This is a genomic window from Streptococcus sp. ALY_211 (assembly GCF_058314555.1).
In genome coordinates, this window is sequence record NZ_JBZFUN010000009.1 from 1 (window position 1) to 23,505 (window position 23,505).

A 23,505-nucleotide genomic window follows, 5' to 3' on the forward strand; every position below is an offset into this window, starting at 1 on the left:
AACGCGACTTTTTGGTAGAATAATTAGTGGACATGTTCATCTGCTTTCTATACTGAGTTGGAGGATTCTAGTATATCAGACGAACATGTCTTTTGTGTTGCACTTCATTTTACAACGCGGGATTAGAAAAAAATATGAATTATGGTCAGAAAATCTGAAAATCTCTTGACAATATTGTGAGAAAAAGTACAATTAACTTGTAAACGATTTCAAAAAATAGTAAGGAGATTTTTATGAAAGCAGTTGTTGTGAATCAGGCTTCAAATGGAGTAGAAGTTGTTGATCATGCTGTGCCGACAATTGGATATGGTGAAGCATTGGTTAGAGTTGAGTATTGTGGTGTCTGTCATACGGATTTGCACGTTGCTCATGGGGATTTCGGACAAGTTCCTGGTCGTATCTTAGGCCATGAAGGAATTGGTATTGTCCAAGAAATTGGTGATGGTGTTGAATCACTAAAAGTTGGTGATCGTGTTTCCATTGCATGGTTTTTCGAAGGTTGCGGACACTGTGAGTATTGTACAACAGGTCGTGAAACACTTTGCCGTTCCGTTAAAAATGCGGGCTATAGTGTTGATGGTGGTATGAGTGAATACGCTGTTGTTACAGCAGATTATGCTGTTAAAGTGCCAGAAGGATTGGATCCAGCTCAGGCTTCCTCTATTACCTGTGCGGGTGTAACTACCTACAAGGCTATCAAAGAAGCAGGTGCTGCTCCTGGTCAATGGATTTGTATCTTTGGTGCTGGAGGCTTGGGAAATTTAGCTGTTCAATATGCTAAAAAGGTTTTCAATGCACAGGTTGTTGCTGTGGATATCAACCAAGATAAATTGGATTTAGCTAAAGCATCGGGTGCGGATCTTATCGTTAATGGTAAGGAAGTTGAGGATGTTGCAGCTTATATTCAAGAAAAAACTGGCGGTTGTCACGGCGTTGTTGTAACAGCTGTTTCTAAGGTTGCCTTCAATCAAGCCATTGATAGTGTTCGTGCTGGCGGAACTGTAGTAGCAGTTGGATTACCTTCAGAATATATGGAGTTATCAATTGTTAAGACTGTTTTAGATGGTATTCGAGTTGTTGGATCTCTTGTTGGTACCCGCAAGGATCTGGAAGAAGCCTTTGATTTTGGCGCACGTGGTCTAGTTGTTCCTGTTGTTGAAACAGTTGATGTTGACACGGCTCCACAAGTCTTTGATGAAATGGAAGCTGGTAAAATTCAAGGACGCAAGGTACTTGACTTCACTAAATTGGCATAAGAAAAAATGTTGAGCTTGAGCTCAACATTTTTTGCTATTAGCGATTTTAGTCAGTTTTTAAAGATGTGACAGAAAAAAGTATAATTAATATGCCAACTTGGAAGTTAGTCCTCTAAGAGTTATTTTTCTTGTATTGTCTTTGATGCTCGATGATAGCTTCTAGGTGAAATTTGTTTGTCAAATATTTTTTGAACTGAGCATTGCCGGCTTCATCGAGGTCTACTGGTTCATAGAATAATTTTTCGTATTCAGAAACTGTAACTTTCTGACGTTGATCGAGATCTGATTGCCGATTAGTCTTTAATTGTTTGTGATAGCCATCAACCAATGTTCCACTGAAAATTTCTGAAACAGCACCGGAACCATAGCTGAAAAATCCGATCGTACTACCAGCTTTTAGAGTTGAGCTATTTTCGATTAAAGATAAGAAACTTAAATAAAGCGATCCGGTATAGATATTGCCCACCTGTCGACTATAGGTGATCGAGTGATTGAAGTTTTCTTGTAGCTTGGCTTGTAACTCTTGGGATAGTTTTTTATCTAAGATTTTTGTTAATCCTTTGTTGGCTAATTTGGGATAAGGAATATGAAAACAAAAGGCGTCAAAGTCTTCGAGTGTCTTTGACTGACGTTTTTGGTACTCAGCCCAAGTTGTTTTCAAGCTGTCTAGATATTGTTTAGTAGAATACATTCCCTGGACGAATGGTGTCAAAGAATAGTTAGGTCTCCAGAAATCCATGACGTCGCGTGTTTGAGCCAGATTATCATCATTGAATGCCAATATACGTGCTTGGCTGGTTATCAGCATAGCGATAGCTCCAGCTCCTTGGGTTGGCTCTCCGGAAGAAAGAAGACCATATTTAGCAATATCACTAGCGATAACTAAAACTTTGGAATCAGGGTGGGCATTAACATGAAGTTTGGCATAATTCAAAGCTGCTGTAGCGCTGTAGCAGGCTTCTTTCATTTCCAAACTGCGTGCAAAAGGCTGAATCCCTAGGAGGCTATGCACAAAGACTGCTGCAGCTTTACTTTGGTCAATACTTGATTCTGTAGCAACGATGATCATGTCAATTTCTTGGCGATCTTGATCAGTAAGAAATTCGTCGGCTGCTGCGGCACCTAAAGTTATAATATCTTCAGTGATAGGGCTAATACTCAAACGATCAAGCATTAAGCCGATAGAGTATTTATCAGGATCTGTGTGACGAGCTTGGGCTAGATCAGCCATGTCTAGCTGGTAGCGTGCTGTCGCAAATCCAATTTTGTCAATTCCAGTCGTCATAAACATACCTTCTAATTTTGATGTTATATGTTCTATTGTATCATAGAACCTGTGACATAGCTGAGGAGAAACTCTCAAAGGCTTTATAGTTAGTGTTTCTAACTGTATACTGATCCAATAGTTTCTAATAGCATTTTTGTAGAGATTTGGTTAGAATAATAAATAATCATTGCTATAAAGGACCTCATATGACACGAACAGATGATATTTTCAAAAAGAATATAGAGACCATCCTGACAGAAGGTGTGTTTTCGGAGCAGGCGAGACCTAAATATAAGGATGGTAGGACTGCTAATTCAAAATATATTACGGGATATTTTGAGACCTACGATTTGTCAAAAGGGGAGTTTCCTATTACGACTCTGCGCCCTATTCCTGTGAAATCTGCTATTAAGGAGATCTTTTGGATCTATCAAGATCAATCCAATGACTTATCCTTGCTTAATGACAAATATAATGTTCACTATTGGAATGATTGGGAAGTAGGAGATACAGGGACTATTGGCGAGCGTTATGGAGCGATTGTTAAAAAGCACAATATTATGGAAAAAATACTTAGCCAGTTAGAAAGTAACCCCTGGAATCGTCGCAATGTCATTAGCCTATGGGATTATGAAGCGTTTGAGTCATCCGAAGGCTTGTTACCTTGCGCCTTTCAAACGATGTTCGATGTTCGGCGTGTAGGGGAGGACATTTATTTGGATGCTACCTTAACCCAGCGTTCCAATGATATGCTAGTAGCTCATCATATCAATGCAATGCAGTATGTGGCCTTGCAAATGATGGTTGCTAAACATCTCGGTTGGAAGGTTGGTAAATTTTTCTATTTTATCAATAATCTGCATATTTATGATAATCAATTCGACCAAGCTCAAGAATTGTTGAACCGTACACCATCAGATTGCCAGCCTCGTTTGGTATTGAATGTCCCTGACGGTACTAATTTCTTTGATATTAAACCTGAGGATTTTGAATTGGTTGATTATGACCCTATCAAGCCACAATTAAAATTTGATTTAGCTATTTAGGTCTGCCCAAAGTGGGTAGTTACGTGTTTTTAGAGAGCTTTTTTTCTTGATTTTTGATACACTTACACTAGTATGAAAAAAGATAGTATTATTAAAAAAATCTGGGCGATTTGGGCTGAGGATGATAATCATCTGATCGGTGCGGATACTACCTTGCCCTGGCATCTTCCGGCTGATCTAGCACATTTTAAGGAAACGACGATGGGAGCTACGATCTTGATGGGGCGAACAACCTTTGAGGGAATGAATCGTCGGTTATTACCAGGACGTAAAACTTTAGTTTTGACACGCGATAGAGATTATCAGGTAGAAGGGGCTCATGTTTTAAGGTCTGTTGATGAAGTTCTTGATTGGTTTGATCATCAGGATGATGACTTATATATTATTGGAGGCGCCAGTGTATTTGAGAGCTTTGCGGATTATTTTGATGGATTGATCAGAACCACTATTCATGCTAGTTTTAAGGGAGATACTTACATGATTCCTTTGGACTATGGTGCTTATAAATTGATAGAAGAGCATTCTTATGAAAAAGATTCTCGTAATGCTCATAACTTTACAATTGCAAGGTTTGTTAAGAAGAATAAGGAATAGAGTTATGCAAAGAAGTATTTTTGGGGTATTTACAGCCATTTTAGCCGTGATTTGTTTGTTGTGTGCCCTGCCTGCTTTGAAAAAGAATCGCTATGGTTTAGGTGTTATTTTTCTTTTGAATGCCTTTACTAACTTAGTTAATTCAATTCATGCTTTTTACGGTACATTATTTTAGAAAAGAGAGATTAGGAAATTATGGTAGAAAATTCTAATAGTGATACTTTAGTATATTGCTCCTTTTGCGGAAAAAACCAGACCGAAGTGAAGAAAATCATTGCTGGGAATGGTGTGTTTATCTGTAATGAGTGTGTAGCGCTATCTCAAGAAATTATTAAAGAAGAGCTAGCTGAAGATGTTATGGCTGATTTGGCAGAAGTGCCTAAGCCAAAAGAGCTCTTACAAATTTTGGATGATTATGTTGTTGGACAAAGTCATGCCAAGCGGGCTTTGGCAGTAGCGGTCTATAATCATTATAAGCGCATTAGCTTTTCAGCCACAAGTCAAGATGAAGATGTTGATTTGCAGAAGTCTAATATTCTTATGATTGGACCAACAGGTTCTGGGAAAACTTTTTTGGCTCAGACGCTTGCTAAAAGTCTCAATGTTCCTTTTGCGATTGCAGATGCTACGGCATTGACCGAAGCAGGCTATGTTGGTGAGGATGTCGAAAATATTCTTCTCAAGCTTATTCAAGCTGCAGATTTCAATATTGAGCGAGCTGAACGAGGAATTATCTATGTCGATGAAATCGATAAGATTGCGAAAAAAGGCGAAAATGTCTCTATTACTCGTGATGTTTCTGGTGAAGGAGTGCAGCAGGCACTGCTGAAAATTATCGAAGGAACTGTTGCCAGTGTTCCTCCGCAAGGGGGACGTAAGCATCCAAACCAAGAGATGATCCAAATAGATACTAAGAATATTTTGTTCATTGTAGGTGGTGCATTTGATGGTATTGAGGATATTGTCAAGCAGCGTATTGGTGAAAAAGTTATCGGTTTTGGTCAATCTAGTAAGATGATTGATGAGGATGCTTCCTATATGCAGCAAATCGTTTCAGAAGACATTCAAAAATTCGGTCTAATTCCTGAATTTATTGGACGTTTGCCAATTTTAGCAGCACTAGAGCAGTTGACGGTTGATGATCTAGTTCATATTTTGACAGAACCACGTAATGCACTGGTTAAGCAGTATCAGACTCTTTTGTCTTATGATGGCGTTGAGCTTGAGTTTGATCAAGAAGCTCTGGAGGCTATTGCATCTAAAGCTATTGAGCGTAAGACGGGGGCTCGTGGTCTTCGCTCTATTATCGAAGAAACTATGATGGATATTATGTTTGAGGTGCCAAGTCAAGAAGATGTTACCAGTGTTCGTGTGACTAAGGCTGCAGTTGATGGTACAGACAAACCGATCTTGAAAACAGCGTAGGAAAGAGTGATATGGCAGAAGAACAGCTTTTAAATACCCATAATGCTTCTATCTTACTGAGTGCAGCCAATAAGAGTCACTATCCCAAAGATTCTTTGCCTGAAGTCGCTCTGGCTGGGCGTTCAAATGTCGGAAAATCTAGCTTTATCAATACTCTTTTGGGGCGTAAAAATTTAGCTCGTACCTCTAGTAAACCAGGTAAGACACAGTTGCTTAATTTTTATAACATTGATGATAAGTTACGATTTGTAGATGTTCCTGGTTATGGCTATGCGCGTGTTAGCAAAGCCGAGCGTGCCAAGTGGGGCAAGATGATTGAAGAGTATCTCGTTACCAGAGAGAATCTACGTGTGGTTGTTAGTCTGGTAGATATGCGTCATAAACCGACAGCTGATGATATACAAATGTATGAGTTTTTAAAGTATTATGAGATTCCTGTTATTATAGTAGCTACTAAAGCTGACAAAATCCCGAGGGGAAAATGGAATAAGCATGAGTCGGATATTAAAGCAACTTTGGATTTTGATCCAGAAGATAAGTTTGTCATATTCTCCTCAGAGACTCAGCAGGGTTATGATGAGGCTTGGGATACTATTTTGGAATCACTGTAGTGGATTAGGGCGTCGTATGACGTCTTTTTATTATTGATTTGTAATAATTAAGAAAATAAGGTTGCTCTATGCTGGCTGCCGTGTTATGATAGCACTATCTACAGGATACTTATATTATTTATATTGAGAGAGGATATTAGCTTTTATGCACTACAGAGCTGATCAAGAAAAAATCAAGCAAACATTTTCGATTAAAAAATATAGTTTTGGGGCAGCCTCAGTTCTGCTTGGACTTAGTATATTTTGGGGAGGAACTGTTGTTCAAGCCGATGAGGTTTCATCTGCTCAAGTTCCTGATCAAGCAATATCTACTACTGCAAGTCCCCAGGAGTCTCAGCCAGCTGATCAGGGGCTAGTGGAAGTATCAGAGCCCAATTCTACTAGCCAATCAACGGTCAGTGATACTCCGTCTGTGTCGATTGATAAGAGCGAGCAAGTGAGTCATCCGGCTTTGCCCTCTGCCCCTAAGTCATCTGTTCAAACTCAGAGCGTTCAGCAGCCAGCTCACTCTGCTGAATCATCCCAGAGCTCTCAAGTTTTTGTGAAGCGCAGTGTAGCTGCAACGGTTGAACAACCAAAAGCAAGTTCTGAGAAGGAAGTTATTAGTATCTCGACTAGTAAGAAAGGTCTTAAATTACGCTATAATGCCAAAATTGCAAAAAATCAGACTGTTCGCTTTGCTGTTTGGACTCAATCGAAAGGAAAAGATGATTTGGTTTGGTATAGCGCTGATAAGGCCGGTGCTGCCCAAGCTGCTTTTGTCAGTCATCGTAAGTATGGTAAATATAATATTGAAGCTTACTCGGTTAGCAGGAATCAAACCAAGCGTCTCGCTGCGACAACTTATGATTTGAGTGTTCCCAAAATTAGCGCAACTATTGCCAGAGTCTCTTTGGATAGTATCAAAGTCACTGTATCAAAAGTACCAGATACTATCACTTCAATCACGATTCCAATTTGGTCTAAGAAAAAGGGGCAGGATGATCTGATTTGGCATAAGGCTAAAAAGGAGAAAAAGGGCGTCTACAGTGCGACAATTAAGCTTAAAGAATGGGGACAGCATGAAATCCATATCTATGGTAATAGCAGTGTTACAGGTAAACTTTATGGGTTGAAAGCAACTAAGGGGTATAAGCACACTGACAATCGTCCGGAAGCAAAAATCAAAGTAGAAGGTTATCAGAAAAATAAAACTTCCTTTGTCGTTAAGGTATCAGGAAACTCATCTACGAAGCAAATAAAAGCTGTCAGTGTAGGAGCATGGTTAGACACTAAGGATAAAGCTAATATTAAATGGTATAATCCCAAAGTTTCAAAAAATGTTGCCAAGCAAACGATCTCTATAAAGGATCTATCCAACACTTCTGGTGTTTATAAGGTTCAAGTTAAAACCACCTATAAAGATGGTAGTTCTAGTCTCAGAGATGCTGGCAGTTTTGAGATTATCAAGCCTCAAGTAGCTCCAGCAGCCCATTCTCCTGCTGAAAGAGGCAGTGCTTCACAAGGTCACTATGATGTCTTTACTCGTACAGTTTATTTGGATGCTGGTCATGGCGGCTATGATCCGGGAGCTGTTTACTATGGCCAAAGTGAAAAAGTGCTTAATCAAAAGATACACAATCTGGTTAAGAAAAAGCTTGAGGCTAAAGGCTATAAGGTTGTGACGACAAGGACATCTGACAAGTCAGTTGAGCTATTGGATCGTTCAAAAAAGGCTAATGCCAGTCAATCGGATATCTTTATCAGTATTCATTTCAATGCTTCTGCAAGTCCGTCTGCTTCAGGTATTGAGACTTATTACTATCAGTATTTTGCAGAGTATCCTTCAGCTATTAATAAGACCTACCATAACAATAAAACGCGTTTAAGTATGAGTAATACTTTGGCTAATGCTATTCAGTCTCAGACAGTATCGGCTACAGGTGGTAAAAATAATGGAATTTTGCGTAATACTTTTGCAGTCTTGCGTGAAACAACAGCACCGGCTGTGTTGTTAGAATTAGGATACATGTCCAATGCAGCTGAATTTAAGAAGATAAACTCTGCTGCTTATCAAGAAAAACTGGCTAAAGGTATTGTCGCAGGTATTGAAAAGTATTATAAAACCTACAATGCTTAGTTTTTGTTTAGAAATGTGCTTCCCAATAGGAAGCCTTTTTCTTAGGGCATAGGACTATGAAGTGAGAGTTTTGTGGTCGCTTTTTCTTGAGAAATTAGATAAAATATATAGGCTAGACTATTTTGAAAGATTAAAGACTAATGACATTACAATACGGAAGTGGGAAGTCACACAGTAAGATTATTCTCATCGGTGAGCATTCTGTGGTTTATGGCTACACAGCGCTAGCCTTACCACTCAAGCATATTGAGGTGGAGTGCTATATCTACCCATCTGAGCAACCGTTGACCCTAAATATTAAAGATCCACTTTCTACAGCAGTATTTGCTGCGCTTGAGTATCTCGGTATTAAAGATCGGTATTTTTCAGTTGCTATTAAATCTGAGGTACCTGAAAAGCGAGGGATGGGATCTTCAGCAGCCGTGGCCATAGCAGCTATTCGTGCGGTTTTTGATTATTTCGAGAAGCCTCTAGATCATACAGTTCTGGAAATGCTGGCTAATCAGGCTGAAATTATCGCCCATGAAAATCCTAGTGGACTGGATGCTAAGACCTGTCTGAGCGATAAGGCAATTAAATTTATTAGAAATGTTGGCTTTTCTGAAATGGTCATTGATCTAAGCGCTTATCTGGTTATTGCTGATACTGGTATCCACGGTCATACGAAGGAAGCTGTGGCTAAGGTCCGTAATCTCGAAGAAAAAGCACTACCAGCTCTACACCATTTGGGAGAGTTAGCTAAGATAATAGAGAGTGCTATTGTTAAGCAAGATCTCCAAAAGATGGGAGCAGCAATGAGCCAAGCCCATACTGTATTAGATCAGTTGGGGGTATCCAATCAAGAAGCCAATCATTTAGTAGAATCTTCCTTAAAAAATGGAGCCCTGGGGGCTAAGATGACGGGAGGTGGCTTAGGAGGCTGTATTATTGCCCTCTGTCAGACCTATGAGCAAGCTGAGCAATTGTCGTATCAATTAGAAAAAGAAGGAGCAAGTCATACATGGATCGAAAATCTGTCAGTGTAAAATCCTATGCTAATATCGCAATTATCAAGTATTGGGGGAAATCTGATGCTCAAAAAATGGTCCCTGCGACCAGCAGCATCTCCTTGACTTTAGAAAATATGTATACTCAGACCTCGCTAGAATTTTTAGATGATGATGCAGTAGCAGATGAATTTTATATTGATGGTAAGTTGCAGAGTCCAGCTGAGCATGCTAAAATCTCTGCCATTATTGATCGTTTTCGACCAGATGGTAGTCGATTTGTTCGGGTAGATACGACGAATAATATGCCGACAGCAGCAGGCTTATCATCAAGTTCAAGTGGCTTGTCTGCCCTGGTTAAGGCTTGTAATGATCTTTTTGAACTAGGATTAGACCAGACACGTCTGGCTCAAGAAGCAAAATTTGCTTCTGGCTCCTCATCACGCTCTTTCTTTGGACCGCTGTCTGCCTGGGATAAAGACTCTGGCGAGATTTATCAAGTTCAAACTGATCTGGAGCTTGCGATGATTATGTTAGTACTTAACGACCAACCAAAACCGATCTCCAGTCGTGAAGGAATGAAGCGTTGCAGCGAGACATCGACTAATTTTTCTGAGTGGATTGAACAATCAGCGCTGGATTATCAAGCTATGTTAGGCTATCTCAAGGCTAATGACTTTGAGAATGTTGGCCGCTTAACGCAGGATAATGCTCTGCGGATGCATGAGACAACGCTTCATGCAACGCCTGCCTTTTCTTACCTTACGGATGAGTCGTATGCTGCTATGAATTATATTAAGAATTTGCAAAAGCAGGGGTATCAATGTTATTTTACCATGGATGCTGGTCCTAACGTCAAAGTGCTCTGCCGTCAAGAGGATTTAGAACAGTTGATTCCTTTATTTGAAGAACGTTATCGTATTATTGTTTCAAAGACTAAGGATCCTTCTTATGACTAAGTACCGTGTGCAAACAGGTGGAAAACTCTATCTGGCTGGTGAATATGCCATATTATTCCCGGGTCAGTATGCTCTGATTAAAAATATTCCGATCTACATGACGGCTGATATAGAGGAGGCTGAAAGCTATCAGCTCTTTTCAGATATGTTTGATTACAGCGTAGATTTGACCCCTAATCAAGACTATAGATTGATTCAAAAGACTATTGCTGTAGGTGAGACATACTTACTTAGTCAGGGCTTCTCACTAAAGGCATTTCATCTCTCTATTTCAGGTAAGATGGAAAGTCAAGGAAAGAAGCTGGGGATTGGGTCTAGTGGTAGTGTTACCATATTGGTATTAAAGGCTATGGCTGCACTTTATGATGTGGATTGGTCAGCCGATCTTCTGTTTAAGCTAGCTTCTTATACCCTCATTATGCTAGGAGATAATGGCTCAATGGGAGATTTGGCCTGTATTGCTTACGATGACCTCGTTCTCTTTAAGGCTTTTGATCGTCAAATGGTAGCCCATTGGATAGAGACAGAACCTATTTTAGGGGTCTTAACTAAAGATTGGCATTATGAGATACATGAAGTTCAGGTTGCTCTGCCAGTGGAGTGGCTGATAGGATGGACCGGGAAGCCTTCTATTTCTCGAGAGATGATCACTCAAGTTAAATCTGCTATATCTCAAACTTTCCTGGAGCAGACACAATCGGCTGTATTATCCTTAGTAAATGCTTTGGAAAGAGGTGACCAAGAGATCATCGAGGCTGAGCTGTCGCAGGTATCTCTTCTCTTAGAACGACTTCATCCGGCTATTTACACGGAAGATTTAAGACTCTTGGTCAGAGCTACAGATGGCTTAAATGCTATAGCTAAATCCTCTGGAGCAGGCGGAGGTGACTGTGGTATTGCCCTCTCTTTTGATGCTATTTCTAGTAGAACACTAATAGAAAGGTGGCGGGAATCAGGGATAGAGCTGATTTCTCGCCAAAACTGAAGATGAATCGTAAAGATCAGCATATCCAACATGCGCTGGATTATCAGTCCCCCTATAATAGTTTTGATGAAATGGAGCTTATCCAGGCTTCTTTGCCCAAGTATGATTTGGCAGCTATTGACATATCTACTGAGTTCGCAGGTCATCAGTGGTCGTCCCCTTTTTACATTAATGCTATGACTGGAGGATCTACACGGGCTAAGATAATCAATCAAAAGCTAGCTCAGGTAGCGCAAGCATGCGATTTATTATTTGTAACCGGTTCTTACAGTGCTGCTTTGGCAAGTGGTGTAGATGATTCTTATGATGTACGGTTGGTTGCTCCAGATGTCAAGCTAGGAACTAATATAGGTCTGGATAAGTCTGTTGAATTAGCTGTACAAACGGTAAAGGAGATGGATCCTTTACTTCTACAGATTCATATTAATGTGATGCAAGAGCTTCTAATGCCGGAAGGAGAGCGTTCATTTGCTCACTGGCGTCAGCACTTGGAAGATTATATCAGATTGCTAGATGTCCCTTTAGTACTGAAGGAAGTTGGGTTTGGTATGGATCGCCAGTCCATTTTGGATGCTGCAGAATTGGGCATTACAACCTTCGATATTTCTGGTCGAGGCGGAACTAGTTTTGCCTATATTGAGAACCAAAGAGGTGCTCAGCGTCACTATCTCAATGATTGGGGGCAATCTACTGCGCAAACCCTTCTTGCTTGCAAAGATTTATCCAATGACCTTGAAATCTTAGCAAGTGGAGGCATTCGTCATCCGCTTGATATGATAAAGGCTATGGTATTAGGAGCAAGAGGAGTTGGCCTATCAAGAACTTTCTTAAAGTTAGTGGAGGAGAAATCTGTTGAGGATGTTATCGCTATAGTAGAGACATGGAAGGAAGATTTGAAAATCATCATGTGTGCGCTTAACTGTCGAACGATTGACCAACTTAGACAGGTTGATTATTTATTATATGGACGATTAAAAGAAGCCAATCAAATTAGTTGACGCTTGGGCTATATGGGAATAAACTATAGATAGAAAGTGGTTGTGGATCACATTTTCAATCTAATAAATAGATCCCAATGTCTTTACCTATGGAGGTATGTTATGATTACATTGACGTATACAGATGCTTATAAAATTGAGCGGACACAAACTTATGACAAGCCAACAGACTTTATCCAGGCGCTTACAGGTTGTTTGACCATACCAGATAGCTATCCGGTAACGGGTGTCACCTATGACGGTAAAGATCTTGGCTACAAAGGAACTGTTGGCGGACTCTTCCAAAAGTTTGTTAACTTTGATTGGGCAACTGTTTAATAATATAAAAAATAAGAGTGGGACAGAAGTTATTTCCAAGAATTTGATTTCTATTCCACTCTTGTATATAAATTTGGCAAAATAAATAAGGTTGAGCGCTTGAACTCAGCCTTATTTTTATTGTTATCACTATAACATAGTGTAGACAATAGCTATATATTGAAGGGCGGAAGCCAGTAGAATAAAGAGGTGCCAGATCATATGGTCATATGGTCTTTTTCTGGCATAGAAGATAGCACCAATGGTATAGGAAAGTCCACCAGCTAGCATGAGTCCCCAAAAGAGGGTGCCAGTCTTTGTGATGATAGCTGGAATGATAAAGACTGCCAACCAGCCCATGAGTAAATAGAGAATCAGACTAAATTTTTCATTAATCGTTTTTGCAAAAATCTTATATAAGATGCCAAAAATAGTGGTTCCCCACTGTAAAAGAATGATGAGATAGCCGAGCCACCCTCCTACAAGGGATAGAGCAATGGGAGTATAAGAACCTGCAATAGCAATGTAAATCATGCTGTGGTCAATAATACGTAAGACATACTTTTGCGGAGAGTTGTACTGCATGGAATGGTAAATAGTCGAAGATAAAAACATCAAAAAGAGACTGATGATAAAAATGGACATGCCTATGCTGGCTTTAAGACCATAGGTCTCATAACTGAAAGAAGCGGTGATAGGCAGTAGGACTAGCATGGCTACTGATCCAATAGCATGAGTGACACTGTTAGCAACTTCTTCACCGAGTGATAGGCGTTTGCTGAGTTTTACTGTGTACGATGGGTTCATAGGTCATCTCCTTGAATATGGCTAACCAATTGGTAGGTATGGTGATAGAGCTCTAGAGTTTGACAGGCCGCTTGGATCACCTCTGGAATATGTGATTGATTGTGATGGTTCATCCCATCAGCAAAAGCATCATAGCAGACCTGAGAATCATATTTTTGAGTCATTATCTCGATGGCCTGGCTGAGCTCTTGAATAGAAAAAATTGGCTTAAAGGTGGTGATAGCTATCAAGCGGGCAAGGTGCTTACGGCTGTATTTTTTCTTGACAGGCTTATCGATGAGTCCATGCTTGACATAGTTGTTAATCATAGATGCTGTCAGCCCCTTGTCACTATCCTGACGTTCTGATTGTGTGACTTGATTGACGTAAAGTAAGACTTGGTCTAGATAGAGCTCTATATCAGGCAGATCATTCCATTTGGGAAAAGTATCGGACATATTCACCTCCGTATAATCTAGTATTGATAACTAGATTATACGTTTATAATAATCAAAGGTCAAGTTATAACTGCAATTATAAAATAAAAAATACCAACAGGAGTCATTTATTGCTGCTATAAAATTTTTCAGGGAGTGACTAGGGCTGCTATAGCCCATCAGTTTTTGTTCAGCTTTCTGGACCCGTAAATTGAGTAATAAAAGAGGTCGAGAACTTTTATCTCGGCCTCTTTAATCTAAGTCTTCTAAAATTCTTTTAGCTGTTTCAAGGTTCATATGCTTTTCTTTAAGTAATTGAGCAACAAGAGGTGCCACCTGATTGTCTGTAGCACCGGCAAGCAGGGCTAAAGATTTTGCTTGAAGCTTCATATGACCTGCTTGGATGCCTGTGCTTACCAGAGCCTTCATAGCTGCAAAATTTTGTGCTAAGCCTAAGGATACAGCTAGACTGGCTAGGGTCTTTGCGTCAGGGTGTTCTAATAGCTTGTGGGCTATTGAGACGCTGGGGTTTAACCCAATAGACCCTCCTTTGCTAGCAACAGGCATGGGCAAGGTCAGCTGTCCGATCAGTTGATGCCTGTCACGGTCAAATGTCCAAGTGGAAAGCCCTCTGTAACTGCCTGATGATGCAGCGTAAGCATGGCCTCCAGCTTCAATAGCTCGCCAGTCGTTGCCAGTTGCTATGAGTAAGGCATCAATACCATTGAAAATTCCCTTATTGTGAGTACTAGCTCGGTAGGGGTCAACTTGAGCTAGTTGAGAAGCCTCTTGTATTTTTTGAGCTAGCTCCAGCGATTCTTCCTTATGACGGCTTAAAAAGCGTAGGTCGACCTGACAGCGGGCTGTGACCAGACTCTCAGTTGCGTAATTAGATAGAATAGCCATAAGAGATTGTCCCTGGCTGATTTTTTCGAGCTCAGGTGCTAAAGCCTCCATCATAGTATTAATCATGTTAGCCCCCATGGCTTCCTGAGTATCTACGCTGATGTAGACAATGAGAAACTGGTCTTTTTGTTCCAACCAAAGATCTCGTGCCCCACCCCCACGTTTAACAATAGATGGATGGGCAGCATCTGCTAGGGTTAGTAGAGCGTCCTTGACAGCTAAGATCTCTTTTTGAGCACGAGAGATGTCGGGCAGATGGTTCAGAGCAATTTGGCCAATCATACGACGCTCGTGGATTTTTGTAGAAAAGCCTCCAGAGCGCTTGATGAGTTTAGCTGCGTAACTAGCAGCAGCAACGACTGATGGCTCTTCTGTAACCATTGGAAGCTGGTAGATGTGGCCATCAACTAGAAAATCTGGAGCTAGGCTCATGGGGAGAGCCAGTCGGCCAATAGTATTTTCTGCCATTTGGTTGGCGGTTTCTAGCGGCAAGAGCACTTGTGATTTTAGATCCTGCGCCTCTTCAGTAGTGAGAATTTGATTGCTTATTAGCTGTTCCCAGCGCTCCTGAGGTGTTTTTTTTGAAAATCCTGTCCAAGATACCATATAAACTTCCTTAATATTCGTTTTTAGATCTTAAAATTATACCACAAGTAGAAATTTTCTGTAAATTTAGCTAGTTTTTGGTATAATGAGCCTAAATAATTCACGATAAGGAGACTGAGATCATGTCTGTTAAAGTTGCTTTGCTTGGTTTTGGAACGGTAGCGAGTGGGATTCCTTTTTTACTTAAAGAAAATGAGAAAAAAATTACTTCAGGGGCTCATACAGCATTTGATATTGCTAAAGTTTTGGTTAGAGATGATGCTGAAAAAGAGAGGCTAGTAGCAGCTGGTCATAGCTATGAGTTTGTGACAGATGTTGATGAGATTTTAAACGACAACAGTATTGCTATTGTTGTAGAATTGATGGGGCGTATTGAGCCTGCTCGGACATTTATTAAGCAAGCTTTAATGGCAGGGAAGCATGTCGTTTCAGCCAATAAGGATTTGATTGCAACACATGGTAGTGAATTGATTGCTCTAGCTCAAGAAAAAGGCGTCGCTTTTTACTATGAGGCAGCCGTTGCAGGGGGGATTCCGATTCTTCGTACCTTGGCTAATTCCCTAGTTTCTGATAAGGTTACCCGTATCTTAGGTGTTCTCAATGGGACATCAAACTTTATGATGACTAAGATGGTGGATGAGGGCTGGACTTATGATGAGGCTCTGAAAACTGCTCAGGAACTGGGTTATGCTGAGAGTGATCCAACCAATGATGTTGAAGGGATTGATGCAGCTTATAAGGCGGTCATTCTCAGTCAATTTGGATTTGGTATGACTATTAATTTAGATGATGTTGCTCATCAAGGGATCTCAACGATTACCCCAGAAGATGTAGCAGTAGCACAAGAGTTAGGGTATGTGATTAAGCTAGTTGGTGATGTGCGAGAAACTGTCTCAGGTATTTCTGCGCAAGTTTTACCGACCTTCATTCCTAAGGAACACCCTTTAGCAAGTGTCAACGGGGTGATGAATGCGGTCTTTGTGGAGTCCATTGGGATAGGTGAATCCATGTATTATGGACCGGGGGCTGGTCAAAAGCCTACAGCCACTTCTGTTATGGCAGATATCGTCCGCATTGGTCGTCGTATCCAAGAGGGGAATGTTGGTAAGTCATTTAATGAATACAGCCGTCCAGCACAATTAGCTAATCCGGCTGATGTTCAGAGTCGCTATTATTTTTCACTGACAGTTCCCGATAAAAAGGGACAGATTTTGCGTTTGTCTGAAATATTCAATGGTGAGGACATTTCCTTTTCTCAAGTTTTGCAACAAAGAGGAGATGGGCATAAAGCGCAGATTGTTATTGTGACACATGCCCTAAGTCTGACTCAGTTAGAGAATGTTCAAGCTAAGTTAAAAGCACAAAAGGACTTTGAGTTGATCAATAGTTTTAAGGTTTTAGGGGAATAAAGAGAGACCGAGCCGAAAATCATCTCGTTCTGGATTTGTATCGGGGACTCTTCTAGGTACGTTTCGTACCTTTTTGCTTTTCTTTATTATTTGATACGGATAGTAAATAGACAAAGCTGTAAGTGTTTAAGGAGAATTTTACTTCTCCCTAATTCTAATGTCTATTGTGGCTCCGGCTCCCACGAATTAGTTTGGTAATGTTTCCGCTCGAGCCTGGGAGGAGCGGTGAGGAAATAGAATATGAAAATTACAGTTCCGGCAACCTCAGCTAACCTTGGACCGGGATTTGATTCGGTAGGGATAGCTCTCTCTAGATATTTGACTATTGAGGTATTGGAGGCTAGTGATGATTGGGAAGTGCTTCATGATTTAGGAGATATTCCCAGTGATGCTAATAATCTTTTGGTGCAAACAGCTCTGAGAGTGGCACCTGATCTAAGGCCCCACCGTATTCGGATGACTTCTAATATTCCTTTGGCACGGGGACTTGGATCTTCTAGCTCTGTTATTGTGGCCGGGATTGAACTGGCTAATCAGTTGGCCCGATTAGATCTCTCTCAGCAAGAGAAGGTCAATTTGGCAACAAAGATTGAAGGGCATCCTGATAATGTCGCCCCAGCTATTTGGGGTAATTTGGTCATATCCTCTTATGTTAATGAAGAAGTGGCAAGTATTGTAGCAGATTTTCCAGCCTGCGATTTTGTCGCCTTTATTCCTGACTATGAATTGAAAACGAGTGACAGTCGAGATGTCCTGCCAACTTCCATGTCTTATCAGGAAGCTGTTGCAGCTTCTTCAGTCGCTAACGTAGCTGTTGCAGCTCTTTTGGTAGGGGATTTGTCAAGGGCTGGAAGAGAGATTCAAGAAGATCGCTTTCATGAAATCTACCGACAAAAATTGATACCGGAGTTCAACCCTATCAGGGATTTGGCTAAAGCGTTTGGTGCTTATGCAACTTACTTATCAGGAGCTGGACCGACTGTTATGACACTTTTGCCGACTGGTAGGGGTGGGGATTTTCTATCAGCCTTATCGGAAATGGAACTTAATGGTGAGAGTGCCCAGCTAATGGTCGACACCCAAGGAGTTCGGTGTGAGTAAGAGACAGAAAGGCTTGCTGCTAGGAGTTTTGGCTTATCTTCTGTGGTCTTTGTTATCGATTTATTGGAAGCTCTTAGCTGGAGTAGATCCCTACGTAACCTTTTCTTATCGCATTATTTGGAGTTTCCTGACCATGCTGGTCTATGTATTTGTGACTAGACAAACAGCTCGCTTTAAAAGAGAGCTGTCAGCCTTGTGGTTCCATAAGCATCAGTTGGGGCAGGCAATACTAGCTAGTGGCATGATTGCCCTCAATTGGCTGACTTACATCTATGCGATTTCGCAGGGGCAGGCGACTCAAGCTAGTCTTGGTTACTACATGATGCCTTTAGTATCCGTTTTGTTAGCACTTTTTGTTCTTAAGGAAAAATTAACACGGGCAAGGGGAGTTGCAGTTTTAGTAGCTGCCCTCGGTGTGGTCTTCTTAGTTTATCAGACGGGAAGGTTGCCTTATGTTACCCTAATTTTGGCCTTTAGTTTTGGTTTTTATGGTTTGCTGAAAAAGGAAATAGCCTTGTCCAGTGATGTTGCTATGCTTTTTGAAGCAGGTATTATTTTGCCTTTGGTGGTGATTTATCTTTTATTTTTTGCTAAGGAAAAAAACCTTTTGGACTATAGTTTTCTTCAAACTATCTTATTGATTTTATCGGGGCTAGTGACAGCCGTCCCCCTCTTGCTTTATGCGGAGGCTTTGAAACGTGCCCCGCTTAGTCTTATTGGCTTTATACAATATATGAACCCAACCTTGCAGCTTTTGATTGCTTTGGTCATTTTCCGAGAAACAATCAATCGAGGGCAGATTTATGGTCTTATTTTTATTTGGGCGGCCATTGCAATCTTCATTCTTGAGCAGGTTATTTATTTAAGAAAGAAAAGGTCTGAGCCAAAAATCAGTAAGTCGTGATTTTTATCACGATTTTGATTGCCCCCGCTCTCTTATTTTTAGGTGATAGGCTTTGGCAGTCTATCCCCAGACTGCCAAAGTCCACAGGACTGTTTAAAGGGGGGAGGACTGAAAATAGGATGCGCCTCGAGGTAAGGACAGCCAACCACTGCGTTAATCTGGTAACTTTAGCATAGGTCTAACGAGTCTGGACTTTTGTCCCAGACTCACTGATTTTTATCCAACTTTTTTCAAGTGCTTAATATGTGAAAGGATTTTATATGACTTACCAAGAAGCCTTAGAGTGGATTCATGCTCGATTGAGCTTTGGTATCAAGCCAGGACTTGATAGGATGGCTTGGATGCTTAATGAGTTGGGAAATCCACAGGAATATTTGCAGGGTATCCATGTGGTTGGAACCAATGGCAAGGGGTCTGTCGTTAATAATTTGCAGCATATCTTTAGTCAGGCAGGCTATGAAGTTGGCACCTTTACCTCACCCTATATTATGGATTTTAGGGAGCGCATTGCGATTAATGGGCAAATGATTACGAAAGAAGATTTGCTCTCCTGTGTTGATTTGGTAAAGCCAGTGGTAGAGCGCCTACCTCGAGAGACGTCTTACGAGGAGGCAACTGAATTTGAAGTTATCACTACGGTGATGTTTCTCTATTTTGGTCGTATTCACCCAGTAGATATTGCTATCATAGAAGCTGGTATGGGAGGAAGAGATGATTCGACCAATTGTTTCCAAGCATTGGCTGTTGTTTGTCCCTCTATTGGGCTCGATCATCAAGCTGTTCTAGGCGACAGTTATGCAGCGATCGCTGCCAATAAGGCTGCTGTTCTAAAAGCAGGTGAGCCCTTGGTGATGGCTATTAGACAGGAAGAGGCTAGGCAGGCTTTTTTGGATAGGGCTAGGATTGTTGGGTCGCCAGTTTATGAATATGGTAAGAATTTTTCGCTAGAGCCATCACAGATAGGCTATAATTTTCATCTAAGGGATGTGGATCTGGAAGGTTTGCATCCTGCTATGCCTGGGCAACACCAAGTTTCAAATGCAGCTCTGGCTGTTGCGACAGCCAGCTTGTTGCGTGGACGCTATCCCAAGGTTACAGATGATACCATTCGACTGGGACTGTCTCAAGCTAAATGGCTGGGACGTACAGAAATAATGGCAGATAATCTCATGATTGATGGTGCTCATAATAGAGAAAGTGTTCAGGCTCTAATCGATTTGATAAGAAGAGATTATGCAGATAAATCGATCAAAATTTTATTCGCTGCTATCACTACCAAGCCGATTACTGATATGCTTTTGAATTTGGAGAGGCTGGGGACAATCTGGGTGACAAGTTTTGATTATCCCAATAGTCTAGATGTGCTAGATTATCCTGATCAGTATGATAGGGTAGATTCGTTTGAGGATTGGTTTTCTAAAATCTATCAGCCAGATGATCGGGATACACTCTATATTGTAACGGGCTCTCTTTATTTTATCGCCCAAGTTCGTCATTGGCTTTTGAAAGATCAGCCTAACTGAGGTATAATTAGTACCTAATAAGATGATAAGAGGATATTATGATTGATCAAGAGAAAGCAGAAAATGCTATCTATCAACTTTTAGAGGCTATTGGTGAAGATCCTAATCGCGAAGGGCTTCTAGATACGCCAAAACGTGTCGCAAAAATGTATGCGGAGATGTTTGCCAGCTTGAATGAAGATCCAAAAGACCAGTTTACCGCTGTTTTTACAGAAAATCATGAGGAAGTGGTATTGGTTAAGGATATTCCTTTTTATTCTATGTGCGAGCATCATCTGGTTCCTTTTTATGGGGTGGCTCATGTTGCTTACCTTCCTAATCACGGTCAGGTGACTGGGCTAAGTAAGCTAGCTAGAGCAGTAGAAGTAGCGAGTAAGCGTCCACAGCTGCAAGAACGTTTAACAGAGCAGGTTGCTAGCGCCTTGGTTCAAGCCTTGGATCCTAAAGGGGTCTTTGTCATGGTTGAGGCAGAGCATATGTGTATGACTATGAGAGGGATTAAGAAACCTGGTAGTAAAACAATTACCACAGTTGCTAAGGGAATTTATCGTGAAGATACTGTTGCCCGCCAAGAATTGCTGAGCTTAATGAAGGGATAAGGGATGAAAATAGGAAAGCACACTATAGATGGTAATGCCTGCATCATGGGTGTTTTAAATGTGACACCGGATTCTTTTTCAGATGGTGGTCGTTATACTGAGCTGGCCAATGCCCTGTCTCAGGTTCAGGATATGATTACTGCCGGTGCAAAAATTATTGATGTTGGCGGTGAATCGACACGTCCGGGTGCTGATTTTGTTTCCGAGGAAGAGGAAATCAGTCGTATTGTTCCAGTGATTAAAGCTATTAAAGCAAGATTTGATATTCTTGTTAGCATCGATACCTATAAGACAGCAACAGCTAAGGCTGCGCTGGAGGCTGGTGCCGATATTCTTAATGATGTTTGGTCTGGATTGTACGATGGTCAGATGTTTGAATTGGCAGCTCAAGCTGATGTCCCAATTATTCTTATGCATAATCAGTCTAGCGAAGATTACCAAGATATTGTCCAAGATGTCAGTTATTTTTTGGCTCAGCGTGCTCAAGTAGCACTTGAAGCTGGGGTCCGTCCTGATAATATATGGATTGATCCAGGTTTTGGCTTTGCCAAGAATGCCCAGCAAAATATTGCTTTATTAAAAGGATTAGACCGCCTCTGCCATCTGGGCTACCCTGTTTTGTTTGGTATCTCACGTAAGCGTGTGGTGGATTATCTGCTTGGTGGTCATACTCAAGCAAATGAACGAGATATGGGAACGGCAGCTCTATCGGCCTATGCTATCTCAAAGGGGTGCCAAATTGTACGGGTTCATAATGTTGAGGCTAATCGTGACATCGTTAAGGTTATCAGCCAGCTGATGTGAGGGAAAAATGGATAAGATTTTATTGACAGGGTGCCGTTTTTATGGGTATCACGGTGCTTTGCCTGAAGAAAATGTCCTAGGGCAGATTTTTATGATTGATGCTGAACTTGGTTTGGATTTAACAGCAGCATCGCAGAGTGATCGTCTAGAAGACACGGTACATTATGGTCAAGTCTTCGATGTGATTAAGTATCAAACTGAGAATCAGAGTTACCAGCTTTTAGAGCGACTCGGTGGTGCTATCTGCCGAGATATTTTTGAGCAATTTCCTACTGTTGTGACTATCAGACTGAAGATCACTAAGGAAAATCCTCCCATTGCCGGTCACTATGATAGCGTAGGGATTATTTTGGAGCGCAGTCGATGAATCGTGTTTATCTCAGCTTGGGAACTAATAGAGGTGATCGCTTATCTTATCTTGAGAAAGCCTTAGGGGCGATTGAGGCCTTGCCAGAAACTAAACTGATAAGCTGCGCTTCTATCTATGAAACACCTGCTTGGGGCTTGACTGATCAGGCAGATTTTTTAAATACAGTCTGTTTGATTAGAACGAACTTGGTGCCCCTTGTTTTACTTGAGCACTGTCAGGCCATCGAGCTGTCACTTGGGCGGACAAGAGAGATTCATTGGGGACCTCGGACCATTGATATTGATATTCTTCTCTATAATGATGATCAAATCAACTTACCTGAGCTTGAGATCCCCCATCCTTATATGAGGGAACGTGCTTTTGTTTTGGTTCCATTATTAGAGATTGCTCCCCAGCTTAGGGAGCCTGTCAGCCAGGTAAGCTATAGAGATGATCTGCGAAAGTTGGATGTATCTCAAATTAAGCGTCTATCCTGATTCCTTTTTTATATCTCGCTTTCTTTAAAAATCTCTAGGACTTTATCGCAAAAGAGGTATAAATCTGCTATAATATTAATCGGCTTTATGCCGACTTTTTTAATGTAAGTTTGGAAATAGTATGATTGAAAAAATGAAGCAAATTCTTGAAGGTATTGATATTCGTATTGATGAACCTTTGAGAAAATATACCTATACAAAAGTGGGAGGCCCTGCAGATTTCTTGGCCTTCCCTCGCAATCGCTACGAGTTAGCCCGAGTTGTCAAATTTGCTAACGAAGAAGGTATCCCTTGGATGGTTCTTGGTAACGCTAGTAATTTGATTGTTCGTGAGGGGGGGATTCGTGGCTTTGTTATCATGTTTGATAAGCTCAGTACGGTGACAGTCAATGGTTATACTATTGAGGCTGAAGCAGGTGCTAACTTAATAGAGACAACCAAGGTTGCTCAATTTCATAGCCTGACCGGTTTTGAGTTTGCCGCTGGTATTCCTGGAAGTATCGGCGGTGCTGTCTTTATGAATGCTGGTGCCTATGGTGGTGAGGTTGCTCATATCCTGGTATCCGTACAGGTTTTAAATAAAGAAGGTGATGTGCGTATTGTTGAGGGAAAGGATATGGCCTTTGGTTACCGTCATTCTCTCCTTCAGAACACTGGGGAAGTAGTTATCTCAGCTAAGTTTGCTCTTAAGCCAGGAGATTATACACAAATTACCAATGAGATGAAGCGACTTAATCATCTTAGGGAGCTTAAGCAGCCTCTGGAATACCCATCGTGCGGCTCGGTCTTTAAGCGCCCAGTTGGTCATTTTGCAGGACAACTTATCATGGAGGCTGGTCTTATGGGCCATCGTATCGGTGGTGTAGAGGTGTCTAAGAAGCATGCTGGCTTCATGGTCAATGTAGCTGATGGAACGGCTGATGATTATGAAGCTTTGATTGCTGATGTGATCGAGAAAGTTGAGCTTCATTCAGGTATCCGTTTAGAACCAGAGGTTCGTATTATTGGTGATTATCAAAACTAAGACCTTTAGGAGGAATT

At 41.1% G+C, this 23,505-nt stretch carries 25 protein-coding genes; 21 read left to right on the forward strand and 4 right to left on the reverse strand.

Translation table 11 applies throughout. From position 1 onward, the window contains the following. The first annotated feature begins 233 nt into the window (after nucleotides 1–233). Nucleotides 234–1,256 (forward strand): alcohol dehydrogenase AdhP, encoded by a 1,023-nt coding sequence (gene adhP, locus AC4HAJ_RS07225; protein ID WP_491079499.1) that lies wholly within the window; start codon nucleotides 234–236, stop codon nucleotides 1,254–1,256. A gap of 112 nt (nucleotides 1,257–1,368) precedes the next feature. Here adhP and AC4HAJ_RS07230 read toward each other — a convergent pair whose 3' ends face one another. Next, the gene (locus AC4HAJ_RS07230; protein ID WP_491079500.1) at nucleotides 1,369–2,541 is read right to left on the reverse strand and encodes a hydroxymethylglutaryl-CoA synthase; all 1,173 of its coding nucleotides are present in this window, start codon (nucleotides 2,539–2,541) and stop codon (nucleotides 1,369–1,371) included. Between the two features lie 188 nt (nucleotides 2,542–2,729). Here AC4HAJ_RS07230 and AC4HAJ_RS07235 point away from each other — a divergent pair, with 188 nt between their 5' ends. The 11 genes from AC4HAJ_RS07235 (at nucleotide 2,730) to AC4HAJ_RS07285 (ending at nucleotide 12,564) form a co-directional block, all read left to right on the forward strand. Then, on the forward strand, nucleotides 2,730–3,569 hold the full coding sequence (locus tag AC4HAJ_RS07235; RefSeq protein ID WP_491079501.1) for a thymidylate synthase: 840 nt from the start codon (nucleotides 2,730–2,732) through the stop codon (nucleotides 3,567–3,569). A gap of 87 nt (nucleotides 3,570–3,656) precedes the next feature. Next, the gene (locus AC4HAJ_RS07240) at nucleotides 3,657–4,163 is read left to right on the forward strand and encodes a dihydrofolate reductase (RefSeq protein ID WP_491079551.1); all 507 of its coding nucleotides are present in this window, start codon (nucleotides 3,657–3,659) and stop codon (nucleotides 4,161–4,163) included. A gap of 4 nt (nucleotides 4,164–4,167) precedes the next feature. After that, nucleotides 4,168–4,338: a hypothetical protein gene (locus tag AC4HAJ_RS07245; protein ID WP_491079502.1), complete on the forward strand. Its 171-nt coding sequence runs from the start codon at nucleotides 4,168–4,170 to the stop codon at nucleotides 4,336–4,338. Nucleotides 4,339–4,358: 20 nt separating this feature from the next. Beyond that, nucleotides 4,359–5,588, forward strand: coding sequence for an ATP-dependent Clp protease ATP-binding subunit ClpX (clpX, locus tag AC4HAJ_RS07250; protein ID WP_491079503.1), 1,230 nt, complete (start codon nucleotides 4,359–4,361; stop codon nucleotides 5,586–5,588). An 11-nt stretch (nucleotides 5,589–5,599) separates the two neighbouring features. After that, nucleotides 5,600–6,199 (forward strand): ribosome biogenesis GTP-binding protein YihA/YsxC, encoded by a 600-nt coding sequence (gene yihA / locus AC4HAJ_RS07255; RefSeq protein WP_491079504.1) that lies wholly within the window; start codon nucleotides 5,600–5,602, stop codon nucleotides 6,197–6,199. Between the two features lie 145 nt (nucleotides 6,200–6,344). Continuing rightward, complete coding sequence (locus AC4HAJ_RS07260) at nucleotides 6,345–8,318, forward strand: N-acetylmuramoyl-L-alanine amidase (protein ID WP_491079505.1); 1,974 nt, start codon at nucleotides 6,345–6,347, stop codon at nucleotides 8,316–8,318. 140 nt (nucleotides 8,319–8,458) lie between these two features. Beyond that, on the forward strand, nucleotides 8,459–9,343 hold the full coding sequence (mvk, locus tag AC4HAJ_RS07265; RefSeq protein WP_491079506.1) for a mevalonate kinase: 885 nt from the start codon (nucleotides 8,459–8,461) through the stop codon (nucleotides 9,341–9,343). Then, on the forward strand, nucleotides 9,319–10,263 hold the full coding sequence (gene mvaD, locus AC4HAJ_RS07270) for a diphosphomevalonate decarboxylase (protein WP_491079507.1): 945 nt from the start codon (nucleotides 9,319–9,321) through the stop codon (nucleotides 10,261–10,263). Before mvk ends, mvaD begins: the two co-directional genes overlap by 25 nt. Then, nucleotides 10,256–11,248, forward strand: coding sequence for a phosphomevalonate kinase (locus tag AC4HAJ_RS07275; RefSeq protein ID WP_491079508.1), 993 nt, complete (start codon nucleotides 10,256–10,258; stop codon nucleotides 11,246–11,248). Before mvaD ends, AC4HAJ_RS07275 begins: the two co-directional genes overlap by 8 nt. 2 nt (nucleotides 11,249–11,250) lie before the next feature. Continuing rightward, nucleotides 11,251–12,246, forward strand: a complete 996-nt coding sequence (gene fni, locus AC4HAJ_RS07280; RefSeq protein ID WP_491079509.1) for a type 2 isopentenyl-diphosphate Delta-isomerase — start codon at nucleotides 11,251–11,253, stop codon at nucleotides 12,244–12,246. Nucleotides 12,247–12,348: 102 nt separating this feature from the next. Beyond that, a complete protein-coding gene (locus AC4HAJ_RS07285) occupies nucleotides 12,349–12,564 on the forward strand; it encodes a DUF4649 family protein (protein ID WP_491079510.1) in 216 nt (71 codons plus the stop codon). A gap of 129 nt (nucleotides 12,565–12,693) precedes the next feature. Here the strand turns inward: AC4HAJ_RS07285 and trhA are convergent, their stop codons facing one another. The 3 genes from trhA to AC4HAJ_RS07300 form a co-directional block, all read right to left on the reverse strand. Next, entirely contained in the window at nucleotides 12,694–13,350 is a 657-nt protein-coding gene (trhA, locus tag AC4HAJ_RS07290; protein ID WP_491079511.1) for a PAQR family membrane homeostasis protein TrhA, read from the reverse strand. After that, nucleotides 13,347–13,787: a DUF1836 domain-containing protein gene (locus AC4HAJ_RS07295; RefSeq protein ID WP_491079512.1), complete on the reverse strand. Its 441-nt coding sequence runs from the start codon at nucleotides 13,785–13,787 to the stop codon at nucleotides 13,347–13,349. The genes trhA and AC4HAJ_RS07295 overlap by 4 nt, the downstream gene beginning before the upstream one ends. Nucleotides 13,788–14,018: 231 nt before the next feature. Beyond that, the gene (locus tag AC4HAJ_RS07300; protein WP_491079513.1) at nucleotides 14,019–15,278 is read right to left on the reverse strand and encodes a hydroxymethylglutaryl-CoA reductase, degradative; all 1,260 of its coding nucleotides are present in this window, start codon (nucleotides 15,276–15,278) and stop codon (nucleotides 14,019–14,021) included. Nucleotides 15,279–15,400: 122 nt separating this feature from the next. On the opposite strand from AC4HAJ_RS07300, the gene AC4HAJ_RS07305 reads away from it, so the two are divergent. The 9 genes from AC4HAJ_RS07305 (at nucleotide 15,401) to murB (ending at nucleotide 23,488) form a co-directional block, all read left to right on the forward strand. Then, a complete protein-coding gene (locus AC4HAJ_RS07305) occupies nucleotides 15,401–16,687 on the forward strand; it encodes a homoserine dehydrogenase (protein WP_491079514.1) in 1,287 nt (428 codons plus the stop codon). A gap of 240 nt (nucleotides 16,688–16,927) precedes the next feature. Next, nucleotides 16,928–17,788, forward strand: a complete 861-nt coding sequence (gene thrB, locus AC4HAJ_RS07310; RefSeq protein ID WP_491079515.1) for a homoserine kinase — start codon at nucleotides 16,928–16,930, stop codon at nucleotides 17,786–17,788. Continuing rightward, nucleotides 17,781–18,692 (forward strand): EamA family transporter RarD, encoded by a 912-nt coding sequence (gene rarD, locus AC4HAJ_RS07315; RefSeq protein ID WP_491079516.1) that lies wholly within the window; start codon nucleotides 17,781–17,783, stop codon nucleotides 18,690–18,692. The genes thrB and rarD overlap by 8 nt, the downstream gene beginning before the upstream one ends. 260 nt (nucleotides 18,693–18,952) lie before the next feature. Next, the gene (locus tag AC4HAJ_RS07320; protein ID WP_491079517.1) at nucleotides 18,953–20,215 is read left to right on the forward strand and encodes a bifunctional folylpolyglutamate synthase/dihydrofolate synthase; all 1,263 of its coding nucleotides are present in this window, start codon (nucleotides 18,953–18,955) and stop codon (nucleotides 20,213–20,215) included. 38 nt (nucleotides 20,216–20,253) lie between these two features. Next, the gene (gene folE, locus AC4HAJ_RS07325) at nucleotides 20,254–20,814 is read left to right on the forward strand and encodes a GTP cyclohydrolase I FolE (RefSeq protein WP_491079518.1); all 561 of its coding nucleotides are present in this window, start codon (nucleotides 20,254–20,256) and stop codon (nucleotides 20,812–20,814) included. A 3-nt stretch (nucleotides 20,815–20,817) separates the two neighbouring features. Next, nucleotides 20,818–21,618, forward strand: coding sequence for a dihydropteroate synthase (gene folP / locus AC4HAJ_RS07330; protein ID WP_491079519.1), 801 nt, complete (start codon nucleotides 20,818–20,820; stop codon nucleotides 21,616–21,618). Nucleotides 21,619–21,625: 7 nt separating this feature from the next. After that, nucleotides 21,626–21,985 (forward strand): dihydroneopterin aldolase, encoded by a 360-nt coding sequence (folB, locus tag AC4HAJ_RS07335; protein WP_491079520.1) that lies wholly within the window; start codon nucleotides 21,626–21,628, stop codon nucleotides 21,983–21,985. Next, a complete protein-coding gene (gene folK / locus AC4HAJ_RS07340) occupies nucleotides 21,982–22,464 on the forward strand; it encodes a 2-amino-4-hydroxy-6-hydroxymethyldihydropteridine diphosphokinase (RefSeq protein ID WP_491079521.1) in 483 nt (160 codons plus the stop codon). The genes folB and folK overlap by 4 nt, the downstream gene beginning before the upstream one ends. Before the next feature lie 121 nt (nucleotides 22,465–22,585). After that, the gene (murB, locus tag AC4HAJ_RS07345; protein ID WP_491079522.1) at nucleotides 22,586–23,488 is read left to right on the forward strand and encodes a UDP-N-acetylmuramate dehydrogenase; all 903 of its coding nucleotides are present in this window, start codon (nucleotides 22,586–22,588) and stop codon (nucleotides 23,486–23,488) included. Nucleotides 23,489–23,505: the final 17 nt, after the last annotated feature.